At 42.7% G+C, this 18,776-nt stretch carries 12 protein-coding genes; 10 read left to right on the forward strand and 2 right to left on the reverse strand.

Annotation, left to right across the window (positions count from 1 at the left end; translation table 11 throughout):
* Positions 1-9 precede the first annotated feature (9 nt).
* The 6 genes from uvrA (at position 10) to whiA (ending at position 8,058) form a co-directional block, all read left to right on the forward strand.
* Positions 10-2,826 (forward strand): excinuclease ABC subunit UvrA, encoded by a 2,817-nt coding sequence (gene uvrA, locus A5870_RS07590; RefSeq protein ID WP_086292293.1) that lies wholly within the window; start codon positions 10-12, stop codon positions 2,824-2,826.
* 308 nt (positions 2,827-3,134) lie between these two features.
* Entirely contained in the window at positions 3,135-4,388 is a 1,254-nt protein-coding gene (locus tag A5870_RS07595) for a carboxylate--amine ligase (protein ID WP_086292294.1), read from the forward strand.
* A 3-nt stretch (positions 4,389-4,391) separates the two neighbouring features.
* A complete protein-coding gene (locus A5870_RS07600; protein WP_086292295.1) occupies positions 4,392-5,102 on the forward strand; it encodes an amino acid racemase in 711 nt (236 codons plus the stop codon).
* 113 nt (positions 5,103-5,215) lie between these two features.
* On the forward strand, positions 5,216-6,106 hold the full coding sequence (rapZ, locus tag A5870_RS07605) for an RNase adapter RapZ (protein ID WP_077454413.1): 891 nt from the start codon (positions 5,216-5,218) through the stop codon (positions 6,104-6,106).
* Entirely contained in the window at positions 6,103-7,104 is a 1,002-nt protein-coding gene (locus A5870_RS07610) for a gluconeogenesis factor YvcK family protein (RefSeq protein ID WP_086292296.1), read from the forward strand. The genes rapZ and A5870_RS07610 overlap by 4 nt, the downstream gene beginning before the upstream one ends.
* An 18-nt stretch (positions 7,105-7,122) precedes the next feature.
* The gene (gene whiA / locus A5870_RS07615) at positions 7,123-8,058 is read left to right on the forward strand and encodes a DNA-binding protein WhiA (protein ID WP_005235679.1); all 936 of its coding nucleotides are present in this window, start codon (positions 7,123-7,125) and stop codon (positions 8,056-8,058) included.
* 88 nt (positions 8,059-8,146) lie between these two features.
* On the opposite strand, the gene A5870_RS07620 is transcribed toward whiA, so the two are convergent.
* Positions 8,147-8,662, reverse strand: coding sequence for a DsbA family protein (locus tag A5870_RS07620; protein ID WP_077454411.1), 516 nt, complete (start codon positions 8,660-8,662; stop codon positions 8,147-8,149).
* Positions 8,663-8,889: 227 nt separating this feature from the next.
* Between A5870_RS07620 and nifJ the strand changes: the two genes are divergently transcribed.
* The 4 genes from nifJ (at position 8,890) to glmM (ending at position 16,266) form a co-directional block, all read left to right on the forward strand.
* Complete coding sequence (nifJ, locus tag A5870_RS07625) at positions 8,890-12,600, forward strand: pyruvate:ferredoxin (flavodoxin) oxidoreductase (protein WP_086292297.1); 3,711 nt, start codon at positions 8,890-8,892, stop codon at positions 12,598-12,600.
* Positions 12,601-12,901: 301 nt separating this feature from the next.
* Positions 12,902-13,783, forward strand: coding sequence for a diadenylate cyclase CdaA (gene cdaA, locus A5870_RS07630; RefSeq protein WP_005235688.1), 882 nt, complete (start codon positions 12,902-12,904; stop codon positions 13,781-13,783).
* Entirely contained in the window at positions 13,780-14,871 is a 1,092-nt protein-coding gene (locus A5870_RS07635) for a CdaR family protein (protein WP_077454555.1), read from the forward strand. Before cdaA ends, A5870_RS07635 begins: the two co-directional genes overlap by 4 nt.
* A gap of 39 nt (positions 14,872-14,910) precedes the next feature.
* The gene (gene glmM / locus A5870_RS07640; protein ID WP_077454554.1) at positions 14,911-16,266 is read left to right on the forward strand and encodes a phosphoglucosamine mutase; all 1,356 of its coding nucleotides are present in this window, start codon (positions 14,911-14,913) and stop codon (positions 16,264-16,266) included.
* Between the two features lie 285 nt (positions 16,267-16,551).
* Here glmM and glmS read toward each other — a convergent pair whose 3' ends face one another.
* Positions 16,552-18,363: a glutamine--fructose-6-phosphate transaminase (isomerizing) gene (glmS, locus tag A5870_RS07645; protein ID WP_086292298.1), complete on the reverse strand. Its 1,812-nt coding sequence runs from the start codon at positions 18,361-18,363 to the stop codon at positions 16,552-16,554.
* Between the last annotated feature and the right edge of the window lie 413 nt (positions 18,364-18,776).

Below are 18,776 nucleotides of genomic sequence, written 5' to 3' on the forward strand. Positions count from 1 at the left end.
AGAAACAATATGGCAAATGATAAAATTGTGATCCATGGGGCACGGGCCCATAATTTAAAAAATATCGATGTGACGATTCCCAGAGACCAGCTCGTGGTTGTAACTGGTCTTTCGGGTTCAGGGAAAAGCTCCTTAGCATTTGATACATTGTATGCCGAAGGACAGCGCCGATATGTCGAAAGTCTATCGGCGTATGCCCGTCAGTTTTTAGGGCAAATGGATAAACCCGACGTAGATAGCATTGATGGACTTAGTCCAGCGATTTCTATCGATCAAAAAACCACCAGCAAGAACCCGCGATCAACAGTAGGAACGGTTACTGAAATCAATGATTATCTGCGGCTTCTTTACGCCAGAATCGGTCACCCGATTTGTCCCAATGATCATATTGAGATTACTAGTCAGTCGGTTGAGCAGATGGTGGATGAAGTTTTGGCATTACCAGAACGCACCAAGATCCAATTGTTGGCACCGATCGTTTATCAAAAGAAAGGGCAGCATAAAAAAGTCTTCGAACGTATCCAAAGAGAAGGTTATGTTCGGATGCGGGTGGATGGCGAAGTCTATGATGTCTCCGAAGCGCCTGAATTAGAAAAAAATAAAAAGCATGATATTGCCATCATCATTGACCGAATCGTTGTAAAGGAAGGCATCCGTTCTCGTCTGTTTGATTCCTTTGAAGCAGCATTACGTTTAGCGGATGGCTATGCGGTAGTCGATGTGATTGGTCAAGAAGAGATGCTTTTCAGTGAACATTATTCTTGTCCGTATTGTGGCTTTACAGTTGGTGAATTAGAACCACGGCTCTTTTCATTCAATGCGCCTTTTGGTGCTTGTCCAGACTGTGATGGTCTTGGTGTGAAGCTCGAAGTCGATGTAGACTTAGTGATTCCCGATCAAACCAAAACCTTAGTTGAAGGTGCCATATTGCCATGGAACCCAATCAGTTCTCAATATTATCCGCAAATGCTAGAACAGGCTTGCCAAGAATTCAATATCGATATGGACACACCCTTTGAAGAACTGCCAGAAGAACACAAAGACATTATTTTGAATGGTTCGAATGGAGAAATTTTCCATTTCCATTATGAGAATGATTTTGGTGGGGTACGTGATGTTGAGGTCGCTTTTGAAGGGATCTTACCAAATATCAAACGACGCTACCATGAAACCAATTCTGATTTCACCCGTGATCAAATGCGTCTGTATATGACGGAATTGACTTGTAAAACTTGTCATGGCTATCGTTTGAACCCTCAAGCGCTGTGCGTGCAAGTCAACGGGAAGCACATTGGTGAAATGAGTGAGATGGCCATCAACAATGCCTTGAACTTTGTCGAAGAATTGAAACTAACGGAACAAGAGCAAATGATCGCACGTCCCATCGTGAAAGAAGTCGATGATCGTTTAAGCTTCTTAAAAAATGTCGGATTGGACTATTTGACCTTGAGCCGTGCGTCAGGCACGCTCTCTGGTGGGGAAGCGCAACGGATTCGTTTGGCAACACAAATCGGCTCCAATTTGTCTGGAGTGCTTTACATTCTTGATGAGCCATCGATCGGTCTTCACCAACGAGACAACGATCGCTTGCTCGATTCATTACGGAAAATGCGTGATCTTGGGAATACCCTGATTGTCGTTGAGCATGATGAAGACACGATGCGGGCAGCGGACTACTTGATTGATGTTGGTCCAGGTGCGGGACACGCAGGCGGTGAGATCGTGGCTGCCGGCACTCCAGATGAAGTTGCAGCTAATGCGTCTTCTTTAACAGGCCAATACTTATCTGGAAAACGACAAATCCCAACACCGGCAGAACGCCGCAAAGGCAATGGTGAAAAGATTCGTGTGACCGGTGCTTCTGAGAATAACTTGAAAAACATTTCAGTCGATTTTCCACTAGGAAAGTTCGTCGCAGTTACAGGGGTCTCTGGCTCTGGTAAATCAACATTAGTCAATGAAATTTTGAAAAAAGCATTAGCGCAAAAAATCAATCGGAATTCGAACAAACCTGGTCGCTTTAAAACCATTACTGGTTATGAAGCTATCGAGAAATTGATCGATATCGATCAAAGCCCTATCGGTCGGACGCCTCGAAGCAATCCGGCAACATATACCAGTGTCTTTGATGACATTCGTGATTTATTTGCTAAAACCAATGAGGCGAAAGTCCGTGGTTATAAAAAAGGCCGCTTTAGTTTTAATGTAAAAGGTGGACGCTGTGAAGCATGTAAAGGGGACGGAATTATCAAGATCGAGATGCACTTCTTACCTGATGTCTACGTACCTTGTGAGGTTTGTCATGGCAAACGTTATAACTCAGAAACCTTAGAAGTTCATTACAAAGGAAAAAATATTTCTGAGATCTTAGATATGACTGTGGAAGATGCAGTGGAATTTTTCCAACATATTCCAAAAATCCATCGGAAATTGCAAACGATCGTTGATGTCGGTTTAGGTTATGTCACGATGGGACAACCAGCCACTACTTTGTCTGGTGGGGAAGCGCAACGGATGAAACTTGCAAGTGAACTGCACAAAAATTCCAATGGTAAGAGTTTTTATATCTTAGATGAACCGACAACAGGTCTGCATACGGATGATATTGCCCGTTTGTTGAAAGTCTTGGAACGGTTTGTTGACGCTGGCAATACTGTTTTAGTGATCGAACACAACTTGGATGTCATCAAATCAGCGGATCATGTGATTGACCTAGGTCCAGAAGGTGGCGAAGGCGGTGGAACGATAATTGCAACTGGTACACCAGAAGAAATTGCTGCCGTACCAGAAAGCTATACCGGTCATTATTTGAAAAAAGTCCTATGATCAAGAGGGAAAGCTTCCACTTTTTTACTTATCTGTCAATAGGTTTCGCTAAAGTTTAAGGAAGCCTGAAATATCTGTAAATTTCATGATAAAGGCTTGAAATCAAAAATTTATTTGATAGAATAGCAATAGGTATACGTATATTCGCATTGAATAAACTGCCTATAAGTTCTATCCGTTCAAAGTGGGAGAAAGCAATCAAAGATAGATACTTTGATTGCTTTTTTCTTTGTGGTATGATAATGCTATTGTAATTAAACGAAACGAGAGCGGTCGTTTTTCGTATTCAAAAGAGAGAGTGATTTTTGATGAGTCAGGAAAATTTTCTTCCCATATTATTAGGAAGCGATATGAATGTTTATGGTATGGCCAGAGCATTCCACGAAGCTTATGGCATTCAATCAGTTGCCTATGCTGGTGCGGAACTTGCGCCAACCCGCTTTAGTAAAATTGTAAAAATCAATCAAGTGGAAGGTTTTGACCATGATCCCGGATTCACTGAGACGTTGATCGAGTTAGGGAAAAACACTTACAACGATCCTACAATCAAGTATTTGTTGATTCCTTGCGGCGATGGCTATGCGGAATTGTTGGCAAAACACAAAGAAGAATTGCAACCTTATTATACCTTTATCGCCAATGATTATTCCTTATTAAAACGGTTGATCAATAAAGTAAGTTTTTACGAAGTTTGCGAGGAGTATGGTTTGCCTTATCCAAAGACGTTCATTTTAACGCCTGAACTGTTGACGGAAGGAACCTTTAAAGGAGAGCTGCCGTTTGATTTTCCTGTAGCCTTGAAACCTGCAAATAGTGTCGCGTGGCTTTCGGTTGATTTTGAAGGTCGCAAAAAAGCTTTCATCATTGATGATCGAGCAGAATTTGAAGAAATCGTTTCTCGCATTTATCAAGCGGGGTATCAATATGAAATGATCGTCCAAGATTTTATTCCTGGTGACGACAGCAACATGCGGGTTTTAAATGCTTATGTTGATGAGAATCATGAAGTTCGCGTGATGGGTTTAGGTCATCCGTTACTAGAAGACCCAACCCCAGGTGCTGTTGGGAACTATGTCGTGATTATTCCAGACGAAAATGAGCAAATTTATCAAATGATCCGCAAGTTTCTAAAAGAGATCGAATATGTTGGATTTGCCAATTTTGACTTGAAATATGATGCACGAGACGGGCAATACAAATTATTTGAAATCAACTTGCGTCAAGGAAGAAGCAGTTTCTTTATTACCTTAAGCGGATTGAATCTGGCGAAGTTTATCACAGAAGATTTAGTCTTCGATAAACCTTACACAGAAACGGTTTATGGCAAAGCTGACGCGCCAGAAGCGAAATTATGGTTAGGTGTACCAAAAAACATCTTCTTGACCTATGCAAAAGAAAATCCTGCGAAAGAACGGGCAAAAAAATTATTAGCAGAAGATCGTTGGGGAACGACTGTTTTTTACAAAGAAGACTTATCTTTAAAGCGTTGGATTCTATTAAAGAGAATGTTCCATCTGTACAACAAACGATTCAAAACGTATTTCCATACGAAAGAAGGCTAGAAGATGGAGAATTTTTTTAGTATTTTAGGCGGCATGGGAACGTTAGCGACGGAAAGTTTTGTTCGCATCTTAAACCGACGGACGCAGACCCATAAAGACCAAGACTATTTGAACTATGTTTTATTCAATCATGCGACAGTTCCAGATCGGACCGCGTATATTTTAGATAATACGTTAGAAAATCCGGTTCCTTATTTAATGGATGATATCGAAAAGCAAAATCTATTAAAACCCAATTTTATTGTACTGACTTGTAACACGGCTCATTATTTCTTTGATGATTTACAAGCAGCCACTGAGATTGAGATATTGCATATGCCTCGGGAGGCGGCGAAAGTCGTTTTTGAAAAAGGCGTCACTGGAAAAGTGGCCTTTCTTGGGACAGAAGGCAGTGTCAAAGCCGGCATCTATGAGAAAGAACTGCGCCAGTTGGGACTTGATGTCTATCTGCCAGAGCCAGCGATCCAAAAAAAGGTCAATACATTGATCTATGATCGAATCAAAGAAAATGATCATCTTGATCAAGGGCTTTACTTTGAGATATTGGAAGAAGTCACCGCCCGCATCGGCTGTGAAAGCGTAGTGCTTGGATGTACCGAGTTGTCCTTGATGGATGAGTTTGTGACTGACAATCCTTATCCAGTCGTGGATGCTCAATCCATATTGGTTGATCGGACGATCGAAAAAGCATTGGCAGATCGCCAAGCAATCTAAAGCTGATAGCGACGTTAGCGGCATCTTTTGAGCTAACGTCTTTTTTTATGCCGGTGTTCCAATGATACGCCCGGCATGATATAATAGAGTTGTTTCAGAAAGGAGTTTTACCTATGACTGAAGTGGATCATTTAGAATTGGTTATTATTACTGGGATGAGCGGAGCCGGCAAAACGGTCGCTATCCAGAGTTTTGAAGATATGGGGTACTTTTGTATCGACAATATGCCCCCAAGCCTGATCCCTAAATTTTGGGAACTGATCAAAGAATCAGGGAAAGTGACAAAAATTGCCTTAGTTGTCGATTTGCGCTCTAGATCGTTTTTTGAAGAAATCCAGAGTATGCTGATCGATATTGAAAATACGAATTTTATCGACACCCGGATGCTCTTTTTAGATGCATCGGACAATGAACTGGTATCAAGATACAAAGAAACGAGAAGAGCTCATCCTTTAGCGATGGATGGCTTAATTACGGAAGGGATCCGCAAAGAGCGTGCGATCTTGGATGATTTGAAGACTCGTGCCAGTATCGTTATCGACACAACGACGTTAACTCCACGGCAACTGAGAGAAAAAATCAATCAAGAGTTTCGGGCTTCCCATGAGACGGGTTTTCGTGTTGAGATCGTATCTTTTGGGTTTAAGTACGGTTTGCCGATCGATGCTGATATCGTTATGGATGTGCGTTTCTTACCAAATCCTCATTACATTCCTGAGTTGCGTCCTTTAACTGGTAAAGATGAGCCGGTTTATGACTACGTTATGTCTTTTCCGGAAACGGAAGAATTCTATCAGCAATTTACTACGCTGTTGCAAACCATCTTGCCAGGGTATGTCAAGGAAGGAAAAAGCAGCTTGACGGTTGCCATTGGTTGTACCGGTGGGCAACACCGTTCGGTTGCTTTATCGGAGCGAATCGGGGCAACTTTGTCTGAAGACTATCGTGTAAATATTACCCATCGTGACAAAGATAAGCGTAAAGAGACGGTGAATCGCTCATGAAAATGAAAACATACCGGATCAGAAAGCCGAAGATCGTTGTGGTAGGTGGCGGAACTGGGTTACCAGTCATTTTAAAAAGTTTACGAAACCAAGGTGTTGACATCACAGCGATCGTTACGGTCGCTGATGATGGTGGCAGCAGCGGCGAAATCCGCAATTTGGTTTCATCGATTTCACCTCCGGGGGATCTGCGCAATGTTTTGGCGGCTCTATCTGATATGCCGCAACTGTATAATGATATTTTTCAATATCGTTTTAAAGCAGAAGACAAATTTTTGGCCAATCATGCCCTTGGGAACTTGATTATTGCGGCGATTTCCGAAATGCGCAACAGCACCTACGAAGCCATTCAGATTTTATCGAAAATCATGCATATCGACGGACGGGTTTTTCCTTCCTCTGATCTGCCGTTAGTCTTACATGCAGTGTTTAAAGACGGCACTGAAGCTGTAGGCGAGTCCAAGATCGCGGTCGATCGCAAAACGATCGATCGGGTCTTTGTTCGTAATCAAGAAAATAATGATGAGCCGAAAGCAGCTCGTAAAGTTGTTTCTTCAATTATGGAGGCAGATATGATCGTCTTGGGTCCTGGTAGTCTCTTTACTAGTATTTTGCCCAATCTCATGATCAGCGAGATTGGCCAAGCAATGTTGGAAACCCAAGCGGAAACCGTTTATATTTGTAATATTATGACCCAAAAAGGTGAAACCGAACACTTTAGTGATGCCGACCATGTGCGGGTCCTGCATAAGCATTTAGGCAAACCCTTTATTGATACGGTGTTAGTTAATACCGAGAAAGTTCCAGAAGGGTATATGGACCCAGAGATTTATGATGAATATCTTGTACAAGTGAAACACGATTTCCAAGGATTGCGAGAAGAAGCCAGCCGTGTCATTTCAGCTGACTTTCTGGAGCTTAGAGATGGCGGAGTTTTTCATGACGGAGATAAAGTGATTGAAGAACTTCTACGTATCGTTTACGGGGCCAAAATCTAAGAAAGGAGGGATTTTTTTATGTCCTTTGCAGCAGAAGTGAAAAAAGAATTGACTGCATTAGAAGTTCATCGCGAACATGCCAAGGCAGAATTGGCAGCTTTGATTCGGATGAATGGGTCATTAAGTATCAACAACCAGCAATTTGTTTTAAACGTTCAAACAGAAAACGCGGCGATTGCCAGACGCATCTATTCTTTACTAAAAGATCATTACGACGTGCGCAGCGAATTGCTGGTCCGTCGCAAAATGAAATTAAAAAAGAACAACGTCTACATCGTTCGTTTGAAGCAAGAGACAAAGCGCGTGCTTTTGGACTTAGATATCATGGACGGGCTGATGTTTCAAAGCCATGTTTCTGATGAGATCATGGGCAATACTCAAAAAATGCGTTCCTATTTACGAGGCGCTTTTATGGCATCTGGATCGATCAATAATCCAGAAACCAGCCGCTATCACTTAGAGATCTATTCCATCTACGAGGAGCATAACCAAGATATTTGCGATATGCTAAACGCATATGGCTTGAATGCCCGTGCATTAGAGCGTAGAAACGGGTATATCTCTTACTTGAAAGGCGCTGAGAAAATCGCTGATTTTTTGACCCTGATCGGTGCCACCAATTCCATGTTGAAATTTGAGGACGTGCGGATCGTGCGTGATATGCGTAACTCAGTCAACCGCTTGGTGAATTGTGAAACCGCCAATATGAACAAAACGATCGACGCTGCTTCGAAGCAGATCGACAATATTGAATTTATTCAAGATCGAGTTGGCTTGCAAGCTTTACCTGAAAAGCTGCAAGAAATCGCCGAATTACGACTGGAACATCCCGAGGTCAGCTTGAAAGAACTAGGAGAAATGATTCCATCAGGAGCGATCTCGAAATCAGGGATCAATCATCGTATTCGCAAAATCAATGAATTTGCGGATCATTTGCGTGAACAAGTCAGTTAATCTAAGTAGTGAATGAAATCAAAAAAGCAGGAGCTTGCATTTGACATGGATTTTAGTGTCAAATCAGCTCCTGTTTTTTTGTTAGAGGTTATTCATTGATCAATGCAGTTAATTCTTCAGCAGAGATCGATTCATCAAAAATGTGCCCACCTAAGATAATCGTTGGCACAAATTGAATGTTGGCGTTTTTCGCTTCTTCCACAATTTCTCCGGCGATCGCAGGATGGTTTTGTTCAGCTAGCCCTAGGGTATTTTTCGCATATTCTGCCACTTCAGGTAAAGACAAATGACCCCATTCGTCTTGTGTTTGATAAATTTTTGTGATCTCAGCGATCGTTGCTTGTGGGTCTGTACTAGAAACAAAGCGGTGCATCACATTGCCTCGTTGCAAGGATTCTTTTTCTTTGTCAAATAATTTGATGACACGGCGTAGTTTCCCAGCTGCGACAGCTTCACTTAAGATCGGTAACGATTCCTCAAACCATTGCCGACAATAAGGACAGCGCAAATTCATAAATTCTACGATTGGTTTTGCAGACGGGTCTCCGATATGTATCCCTGTTACCGCATTTGTTTCTTGTGCTTTGATAATTGAAATATCCATTTAAATTCCTCCTTTTTCTCTTAGTTTACCGAAGTTTCTATTGAAAGAAAAGCCACAGGTCTTTTCATCAAACTCTGTGAAATGAGAGTAAAAAAGAGCGAGAATCTATGTATTTCGTTTCACGAAATTAACAGAATTATACTGGGAATGCTTTTATATTCCTTAATTTTCAGCTATAATGAATTGTGTTTTATTGTGCAAAATGATGATTAAAGGAAGTTATATAGATGAGAAAAAGAAAAACAATGGATGGCAATACGGCAGCTGCCTATATTTCCTATGCCTTTACGGAACTTGCGGCGATCTATCCGATAACCCCTAGTTCAACCATGGCCGAATTAGTGGATCAGTGGTCTGCTCAAGGAAAGCATAATCTTTTTGGGCAGCCGGTGAAGGTTGTTGAGATGCAATCCGAAGCAGGGGCTGCTGGAGTGGTTCACGGCTCTCTAAAAACAGGTGCCTTAACGACAACCTATACGGCGTCACAGGGACTTTTACTGATGGTGCCGAATATGTATAAGATTGCTGGTGAAATGCTGCCAGGCGTCTTTCATGTCGCCAGCCGAGCAGTGACGACCAACGCCTTGAATATTTTCGGAGATCATACCGACGTAATGGCCACCCGACAAACAGGCTTTGCTATGTTAGCGGAAAGCAGTGTTCAAGAAGTAATGGATTTAGCGCCAGTCGCTCATTTAGCAGCTATCGAAGCCAATATACCTTTTTTAAATTTTTTTGATGGTTTCCGAACCAGTCATGAGATTCAAAAAATCGAGGTTTTGGACTATGAAGAACTCGCACAACTGGTTAATCATGAAAAATTGGCTGCTTTTCGTCAAAAAGCCATGAATCCGAATCACCCAACAACGAGTGGAACGAATCAAAACCCTGATATCCATTTTCAACAGCGGGAAACGATCAATCAGCATTATCAAACATTGCCTGAGATCGTTCGTTTTTACATGAAAAAAATCAATGCTTTAAGAGGAACCAACTATGATTTAGTGGATTATTATGGTGCTTCAGACGCCGAAGAAGTGATCGTTTCGATGGGCTCCTCGACGCAAACGATCCAGCAAACGGTGGATCATCTGTGCGCTTCAGGCCGCAAGGTTGGGGTCTTGTCGATCCATTTGTATCGACCATTCCCATTAGAAGTCTTCTTAGAAAAACTGCCTGCTACCGTTAAAAGTATCGCTGTATTGGATCGCAGCAAAGAACCTGGCGCCAATGGCGAGTCTTTGCTTTTAGATGTGCAAAGTGCCATGTATGATGCAGCGATGCGGCCGACGATCATTGGTGGACGCTATGGTCTGGGGTCAAAAGATGTGACGCCTGATCAAATCGTTGCTGTCTATGACGAATTGCTCAAGCCAAAAGCCAGTCAAAAGAAACGCTTCACTATCGGGATCACGGATGATGTGACGCAATTGTCGTTGCCATCAAAGGGAACGCTAGATCTAACTGATCCATCCACATTCCAAGCGAAATTCTGGGGATTCGGCTCTGACGGGACCGTCGGGGCGAATAAGTCAGCAATCAAAATCATCGGTGACCATACCGAAAAATATGTGCAAGGCTATTTCCACTATGATTCGAAAAAATCTGGTGGTCTAACGGTTTCCCATCTGCGATTTGGGGATACCCCCATTCGTTCCACCTATCTGATCGAACACGCGGATTTCGTTGCATGTCATACGCCTGCGTATTTGCATACGTATGATTTGCTGAAAGGACTCAAAAAAGGCGGAACCTTTTTATTAAATACGACCTGGTCACAAGAGCAAATCTTTAAAAATCTACCGAAGAAGATAAAACGTTATCTTGCTGAAAACGAGATCCGTTTTTATACCATCAACGCCATGCAGTTGGCAATGGAAGTTGGTTTAGGTGGACGGATCAATACCGCGATGGAAACAGCCTTCTTTTACTTGGCAAACATCATTCCGACCGAGGAAATCTTGCCGATTTTAAAAGAAGAGGCGCTGAAAAGTTATCGGCACAAATCGATGGCGATCGTTGAAAAAAACCAAGCAGCCATTGATCGCACCATCGAATTATTACAAGAAATCCCTGTTCCAAGCAAGTGGGCAACGATCGAAGTGCCGGAAAGGACATCCACTGCGACAACACAATTTGTGCGAGAAATCGTGGAACCCATCAACCGTCAAGAAGGCAATCAACTAAGCGTGGGTACCCTCGTACGGAATCAAATGACTGAAGGGGTGATTCCTGTCGGGACAACAGCGGTTGAGAAGCGGGGGATCGCTGTTGAAGTCCCCGAGTGGTTATCAGATCGCTGTACCATGTGCAATGAGTGTGCCTTTGTCTGTCCTCATGCGGCGATCCGTCCGTTTTTGGCAGATGAAGATGAATTAGCCGAAGCGCCGGAAGGCTTTATCGTCAGAGAGATGCGAGGCGCGAATGGGCAAAAATATCGAATTCAAGTTTCCGTTGAAGATTGTACAGGTTGCGGTCTTTGTGTGGAAGCCTGCCCCGCCAAAGGGAAAGCTTTGACGATGCGTCCTTACGAAGAACAAAAGGAACAAGCTTTAAATTGGGCTTTTGCGATGACTTTACGTCAAAAAGAAAATCCAGCAAAACCTGGGACGGTCCTAGGCTCCCAATTCAATAAACCTTTATTGGAGTTCTCTGGTGCTTGTGCGGGTTGTGGGGAAACCCCTTATGTCAAATTATTGACCCAAATGTTTGGGGATCGCATGATGATCGCCAATGCGACCGGCTGTTCTTCGATTTGGGGTGGAACCTCACCAGTATCCCCTTATACAACCAATCACTTAGGACAAGGTCCAGCTTGGTCAAACTCGTTATTTGAAGACAATGCCGAATATGGCTATGGCATGTTCTTAGCCAATCAAACGAGACGGGAGAAATTAGCAGCCCAGTTGCAGTCATTGAAAGCCGCTGTATCAGAAGAATTGCAGGCTTTGATTGAGGATTGGGACTTTCATCGAGAAGAAAGTGCTGGGACCCAGCAGCGAGCAGCGAAACTGATCGCCGCCTTAGAAGCGGAAGTCTTCGATACTCCGCAGCTGGCTCCAATCTTGAAGGAGAAAGATTTATTCGTTAAGCCAAGCCAATGGATGATTGGCGGGGATGGCTGGGCGTACGATATCGGATTTGGTGGTATTGATCATGTCCTCGCTTCTGGTGCAGATGTCAACATTCTCGTGTTAGATAATGAAGTCTATTCTAATACAGGAGGACAAGTCTCTAAAGCAACACCGACTTCGGCAATTGCTAAATTCGCTGCGAGTGGCAAGTTTGTTTCCAAAAAAGACTTGGGAATGATGGCGATGACCTATGGCCACGTTTATGTCGCACAAATCGCATCTGGTGCCAATCAAATGCAAACAATCAAAGCCTTTGAAGAAGCCGAGCGATTCCCTGGGCCGTCAATCATTATTGCCTATACACCATGTATCACTCATGGTCTTGCTGGTGGAATGCGTCAATCCTTGAAGGAAGCACAAGAAGCAGTTGCATCGGGGTATTGGAGTCTCTACCGCTATAACCCGCTTCTGGCAGAAAAAGGGAAACAGCCAATGACCCTTGATTTCAAAAAGCCGGCATTTGACCAAATGCCCGCCTTTATGCAGACCCAAGTTCGTTTTGCATCTTTACACAGTGCCAACCCCAATGCGGCGCAAGCATTGTTTGAAAAAACCGTTTCAGATGCCAAAACTCGTTTCTATAACTATGCCCGTTTAGCAGGTCAAGAAGAAAAAATACGAGCAAAACTTGAAAAAACAGACGTTACGGACGAAAATAGCCCATTGGAAAGTGGTCACCCGGAACAAACAACGGCTGTAAAATCGACTCGTGTGCGTAGAGAAAGACAGACCCTAAGCGAAGAACAGTTAGCTGAAAGGGCTGCGCGGCGAGCGGCACGCGCGAAACGCCGTCAGCAAGAGTAAGCTAAGTGGTTTTAATCGCTCTTTGAGGAATCAATCGATTGCGGAGAAACGACCCTGAAAAACGGTTTGTGCTGTTTTTTCAGGGTCGTTTGTTTTTTTTCTATGAAATGGGTGCCGATGACTCCTTAGATGAAATCTTCGAAGACCTTTGACAAACAATGATTTCAGGATAATGGTAAACTAAGTAAAAGAGCTGTTTATTTTTTCAAAACTTTTTCATAAATTTGTTTTTTTTCAAATCTTTGAAGAAGTCCTGTGTTATACTATTATCTGAAGTCTTAAGAATAAAGGAAGGCTGTTTATGTTGATAAATTTCAGGGATTTTTTTAATTTAGATTATTGGAGAGAATTGCTCTCATTTGATATATTTTCTTGGTCATTTTTAGTAAATGTTTTAGACGTGATCGTTGTTTGGTACTTGGTTTATAAGTTGATCCAGCTTGTGCGAGGCACAAAAGCGATCCAGTTGTTCAAAGGAGTCGGCCTGTTCATTGTTCTAAGGTTTTTGGCAGGTATTGTAGGATTAAAGACGCTATCTTGGTTGATGGATCAAGTCATCACTTATGGTGTGATTGCTGCAATTGTTATTTTCCAACCAGAAATTCGACGAGGGTTAGAGCATCTAGGACGCAGCTCTTTCTTCAAGACTTCTAAGAATGAAAAACGACGAGATGAAGTTTTGGTCCAAGCGTTAGACAAAGCTGTTCAATATATGGCAAAACGAAAGATCGGTGCGTTGATCACGATCGAGCGGACGACGGGATTAGAAGAATATATCGAAACCGGGATTCCTTTAGATGCGGATGTGACGGGTGAATTGCTGATCAATATTTTTATTCCCAATACACCGCTTCATGATGGCGCAGTCATTTTAAGAGATGATAAGATCGCTGTTGCTAGTGCCTACTTGCCATTGTCGGAAAGTCCGCTGATTCCGAAAGAATTCGGGACACGCCATAGAGCGGCTGTCGGGATTTCAGAAGTCAGTGACGCATTGACTATTATCGTCTCAGAAGAAACCGGTGATGTTAGTATTACGCTAAATAATCGCATGTTGACCGAACTTTCTCGCCAAGAGTATCTTGACGTGTTGAATCGCGAATTAGTGCCGGAAGAAAAACCTGGTAAACGCAACTTGCTGCAATCTTTCTTTGAAGGGGTCAACAAAGGAGGAAGAAAATGATCAAGAAAGAGCGTCGTCAAAACGTATTTTATGGTATACTAGCGCTGTTCTTTAGTCTGGTTCTGTTTTTCATCGCCAGCGGATCAAGTCTGCAAGTCAATCTTGCGGGAACATCAAATCCTTATGAGGAAGAGATCGATAATGTACCGATTCAGACCACCTACGATACGGATGAATACTTCATCCAAGGATTTGAAACAACAGTGGATGTGACCTTATCTAGTCGAAATCGTGTACAATTGAATGCGGAACGTAGTGAGGAAACACGGAGCTTTCGAGTCGTAGCTGATTTGACTGGTCTCGATGAAGGAACGCACGAGGTCCCTTTAGAAGTAAAAAATCTTAGTTCAAGTGTCACAGCTGAAATCGAACCAAAAACAGTCACTGTGACGATCGAGAAAAAAGTCACCCAAACCTTTACCGTTGAACCCGTCATCTCCACAGACGGAGCAACCAGCGGCTACGGCGTCGATTCAATGAGTGTCGATCCGCAGAAAGTAGAAATCACGACCGGCGATCAAACGTTAGCGGAAATCGACCGAGTGGTAGCAATCGTCAATCCCGATGATATCACAGGTGATTCAATCACTGTCAGTGGAACGATCGAAGCATGGGATAGTGACAACAATCCACTAGCGATCATCGCTGACCCTGATTCGGTAGATGTTGCCTTGATGATGGAAGCACCAAGTAAAGAAATTGAGTTGTTTGTTACGCAACAAGGGACAACACCAGAAGGGGTCTCCCATTATATCTACCGCATGAGCAGTATTAGTGCCGTTTTGACAGGACCACAAAGTATCTTGGATGAAACACAGCAGATTGGTGTGCCGGTGGACGTTAGTGAAATCACGACAACGACGGAACGGACAGTAACCATTCCAGTGCCTGATGGGACGACGATTAATCCGACGGTCGTGACGATCCAAATCACACCAGTTGCACAAACTACTACGGAGAATCAATCAAACAATGATAGCAATGAAGCAGAGAATAGTGAGAATTCTCAAGATAATTCTTCGGCAGTCGACACGACAAACGAGCAAACAGAGAATTCCGCAAGCAGCACAACGACAAGTAGTCCTTAGTCGTTTGACTGTAGAGAATGAATAAGAGAGGTTATTAAAATGGGAAAATATTTTGGTACAGATGGTGTTAGAGGAGAAGCGAATAAGGAGTTGACACCTGAATTAGCATTTAAATTGGGTCGTTATGGCGGCTATGTACTAAGTCAGCACGAAACCGGCGACCGTCGTCCTCGCGTATTGGTTGGGCGGGACACACGGATTTCTGGACAGATGTTAGAAAGCGCATTGATTGCTGGTCTATTATCCGTTGGGATCGAAGTATTCCAGCTAGGTGTTATTTCCACACCGGGAGTGGCTTACTTGACGAAAGTACAAAAAGCAAGCGCAGGTGTAATGATTTCTGCTTCTCACAATCCCGCACAAGACAATGGGATCAAGTTCTTCGGAAATGATGGCTTTAAATTAGTTGATGAACAAGAAGCTGAAATTGAAGCATTGCTTGATGCGCCTGAAGACACACTTCCGCGACCTTCTGCTGATGGCTTAGGAACGGTGGATGAGTTCCCAGAAGGGTTATTGAAATACTCTCAATTTCTACGTCAAACGATTCCTGACGATTTGGAAGGGATCACGGTTTGCGTTGATGCAGCAAATGGCGCAACAGCTACCAGTGTCAATCGACTGTTTGCCGATCTAGAAACAGAATTCTTCACGATGGGTACTTCCCCAGACGGATTGAACATCAATGATGGTGTTGGTTCAACGCACCCCGAAGCATTAGCTGAGTTCGTCGTTGAAAAAGGTGCAGATGCTGGTCTTGCGTTTGATGGAGATGGTGATCGGGTCATTGCAGTTGATGAATTAGGGAACATTGTTGATGGCGATAAAATTATGTATATCTGTGCAAAATATTTAGCAGAACAAAAACGCTTGAACCAAGGAACGATCGTTACGACGGTCATGAGTAACTTAGGCTTCCATAAAGCAGTCGAAGCCATTGGTTTGAAAGATGTGATCACACAAGTTGGTGATCGCTATGTCGTAGAAGAAATGCGTAAAAATGATTATAATTTCGGTGGCGAGCAATCTGGGCATATGATTTTCTTAGATTTTAATACGACCGGAGACGGCTTACTTTCAGGGATCCAACTATTGAATATCATGAAACAGACAGGGAAAAAATTGTCTGAATTAGCAGGAGAAGTAACGATCTATCCACAAAAGCTGGTCAACATTCGAGTGACCGATAAGAATGGTGCGATGGATGTTCCTGCAATCCGTAAAATCGTAGAAGAGACAGAAGCAGAAATGAACGGTGAAGGCCGCATCTTAGTTCGTCCTTCCGGAACAGAACCATTGCTTCGGGTGATGGCGGAAGCGCCAACGATTGAAAAAGTTGACTATTATGTAGAAAAAATCGCAGCGGTCGTTCGAGAAGAAATCGGTGCGGAATAATTAAACGAAAAAAAGACGATCAGAGGAAAGCTTTGATCGTCTTTTTTTCAGTTGCTAATCAGAAAAAAGTGAAAAAGGATCGTCCTAATTATCACCGGAATAAAGGGTGCTCATTTAAGGTAAGTCGCGGTTTCAACAAGTGGAGCTAGTTTTTTAAAAGTCTTTTTGTATTTATTGGGCAAGCGATAAGGGAAAAAGACCGGCTAAGTAAGATCGAGAGATCCTCTTAGCCGGTCTTTTTATTTTGTAGAGTCTAATCAATTTGCTTTTGATCTTTTAAAAAACTTATTCGACCGTAACGGATTTTGCTAAGTTTCTTGGTTTATCAACATCGAATCCACGTTGTAAAGTAGCAAAGTATGCTAGCAGTTGCGTTGGAACGACTGCCACTAAGCTGGTTACCAATGGGTGGACGTTTGGCAAGATGATTTGATCGGTCGCTTTTGCTAATTCTTGGCTAACGATCACAAGGGTATGAGCCCCACGAGATTCGACTTCTTTTAAATTGCCTCGCGTATGAGAGCCGGTCACTTCTTCCGTGATCACACCGATCACTGGTGTACCTTCTTCGATCAACGCGATGGTGCCGTGTTTTAATTCACCAGCCGCAAAACCTTCCGCTTGGATATAAGAAATTTCTTTTAATTTCAATGCCGCTTCCATCGATACATAGTAATCATTCCCACGACCAATATAAAAGGCGTTGCGGGTATCAGATAAGAAATCTTCAGCAAATTGACTAATAACAGCTTTTTCATCTACTAGAGCTTCCATTGCAGAAGCAACGATGCTTAGTTCATGGAAGACATCAAAGTCCAATGCTTCAGCGACGGCTTTTTCATCACCAATGGCTTTTGCTAATAACGTCATCACTGCGATCTGTGCAGTATACGCCTTTGTAGAGGCAACAGCGATTTCTGGACCAGCATGAAGCAACAAGGTATGGTTCGCTTCTCGAGAAAGAGTAGAACCAGCAACGTTGGTAATCGTCAGACTAGGAAGACCTAACTGGTTGATCGTCACTAATACTTGACGGCTATCTGCCGTTTCACCACTTTGTGATAAGAACAAGAAGAAGGGTTTTGCTGACAACAATGGCATGTTGTAGCCAAACTCACTAGATAAGTGAACCTCAACAGGGATCTGTGTTAGTTTTTCTAAAATGGATTTTGCTGCCCAGCCAGCATGATTGCTGGTACCACAAGCAATGATGTAGATCCGATCGCTCGCTAAAAGTTCGTTTTTTAACGCTGGATCGATCACTACTTCACCGGATTCTCCTTGATATTCTTGGATCAAGCGGCGCATCACAGTTGGTTGATCATCGATTTCTTTTAACATGTAGTAAGGGTACGTTCCTTTTTCGATGTCAGTCAGATCTAGTTGTGCTTCATAAGATTCACGGTACACAAGGTTTCCTTTTGGATCTTCAATTTCGATCCCATCGGCGGTTACGGTCACCATTTCGCCATCTTCGATCTCAACAAAATGAGTCGTTTGATCAAGCATTGCTAAGGCATCACTACAGATGACATTAAATCCATCTCCCAAACCGATCAATAAAGGACTTTTGTTTTTGGCAACATAAATGGTTTCTGGATCATTTTTTTCGACTAAAGCAAAGGCATAAGAGCCGCGAATCAAGGACAAAGCTTTTTTGAAGGCTGCTTTGGTCGTGCTGTTGTCTTGCTCTTTCAACACTTCAATCAAATGAACAACGATTTCGGTATCTGTTTGACCTTCAAACTGGTGGTTGCTTAAATATTCTTGATGAAGCTCTTCAAAGTTTTCGATCACACCGTTATGAACCAAAACGAGTGCTTGGTTTGCTGAAGTGTGAGGATGAGCATTCATTTCTGATGGTTTGCCATGGGTCGCCCAGCGGGTATGTCCGATACCGATCGTTCCTGTTACTTCAGAAGTCACTTTTTCTTCCAAGTTTTTGATTCTTCCTTGTGCTTTCACTAAATGATCTGAAGTGCGATCAGCGACATAAAGACCTGCTGAGTCATAGCCACGATATTCCAAGCGTTCCAATCCGTTCAAAATAATCCGTTCTGCATTTGATTTTCCTACGATTCCTACAATTCCACACATAATGATAATCCTACTTTCAAAAAATTTAGTTTGACATTATGTATTTCTATCTGCGTAGCAAGTCTTTGTCATCATCTTGCGATGAGATTTGTTCTTGCCTGTAGAGTGCAGTCCCTAGAGTCATCCGCCGAATGTTTCGATAAACTCTTTCCTCGTCATCTGTTTCCAGATCAGGCGCTATCCTTATTGGTCTATCTATCCTCCTTGTGAGATATTTTATAGAAATACAAGCAATATCATAATATCTATTCCTGTTTCTGTCAACTGAAAGTTATATAAAAATAATTGGTATAGTTATTGGTAAGGCTGATTTGAACCTGTCTAAAGGGAATCAAAACAGCTGACATAGCTTTGTCGAATAAGATTCCCAAGAAATTTCCTCATAAAGCTATGCTTTTTTTTTTAAGTTCGAT

The sequence above is a fragment of the Enterococcus sp. 2G9_DIV0600 genome (assembly GCF_002140615.1).
GTDB classification, from domain to species: Bacteria; Bacillota; Bacilli; order Lactobacillales; family Enterococcaceae; genus Enterococcus_D; species Enterococcus_D innesii.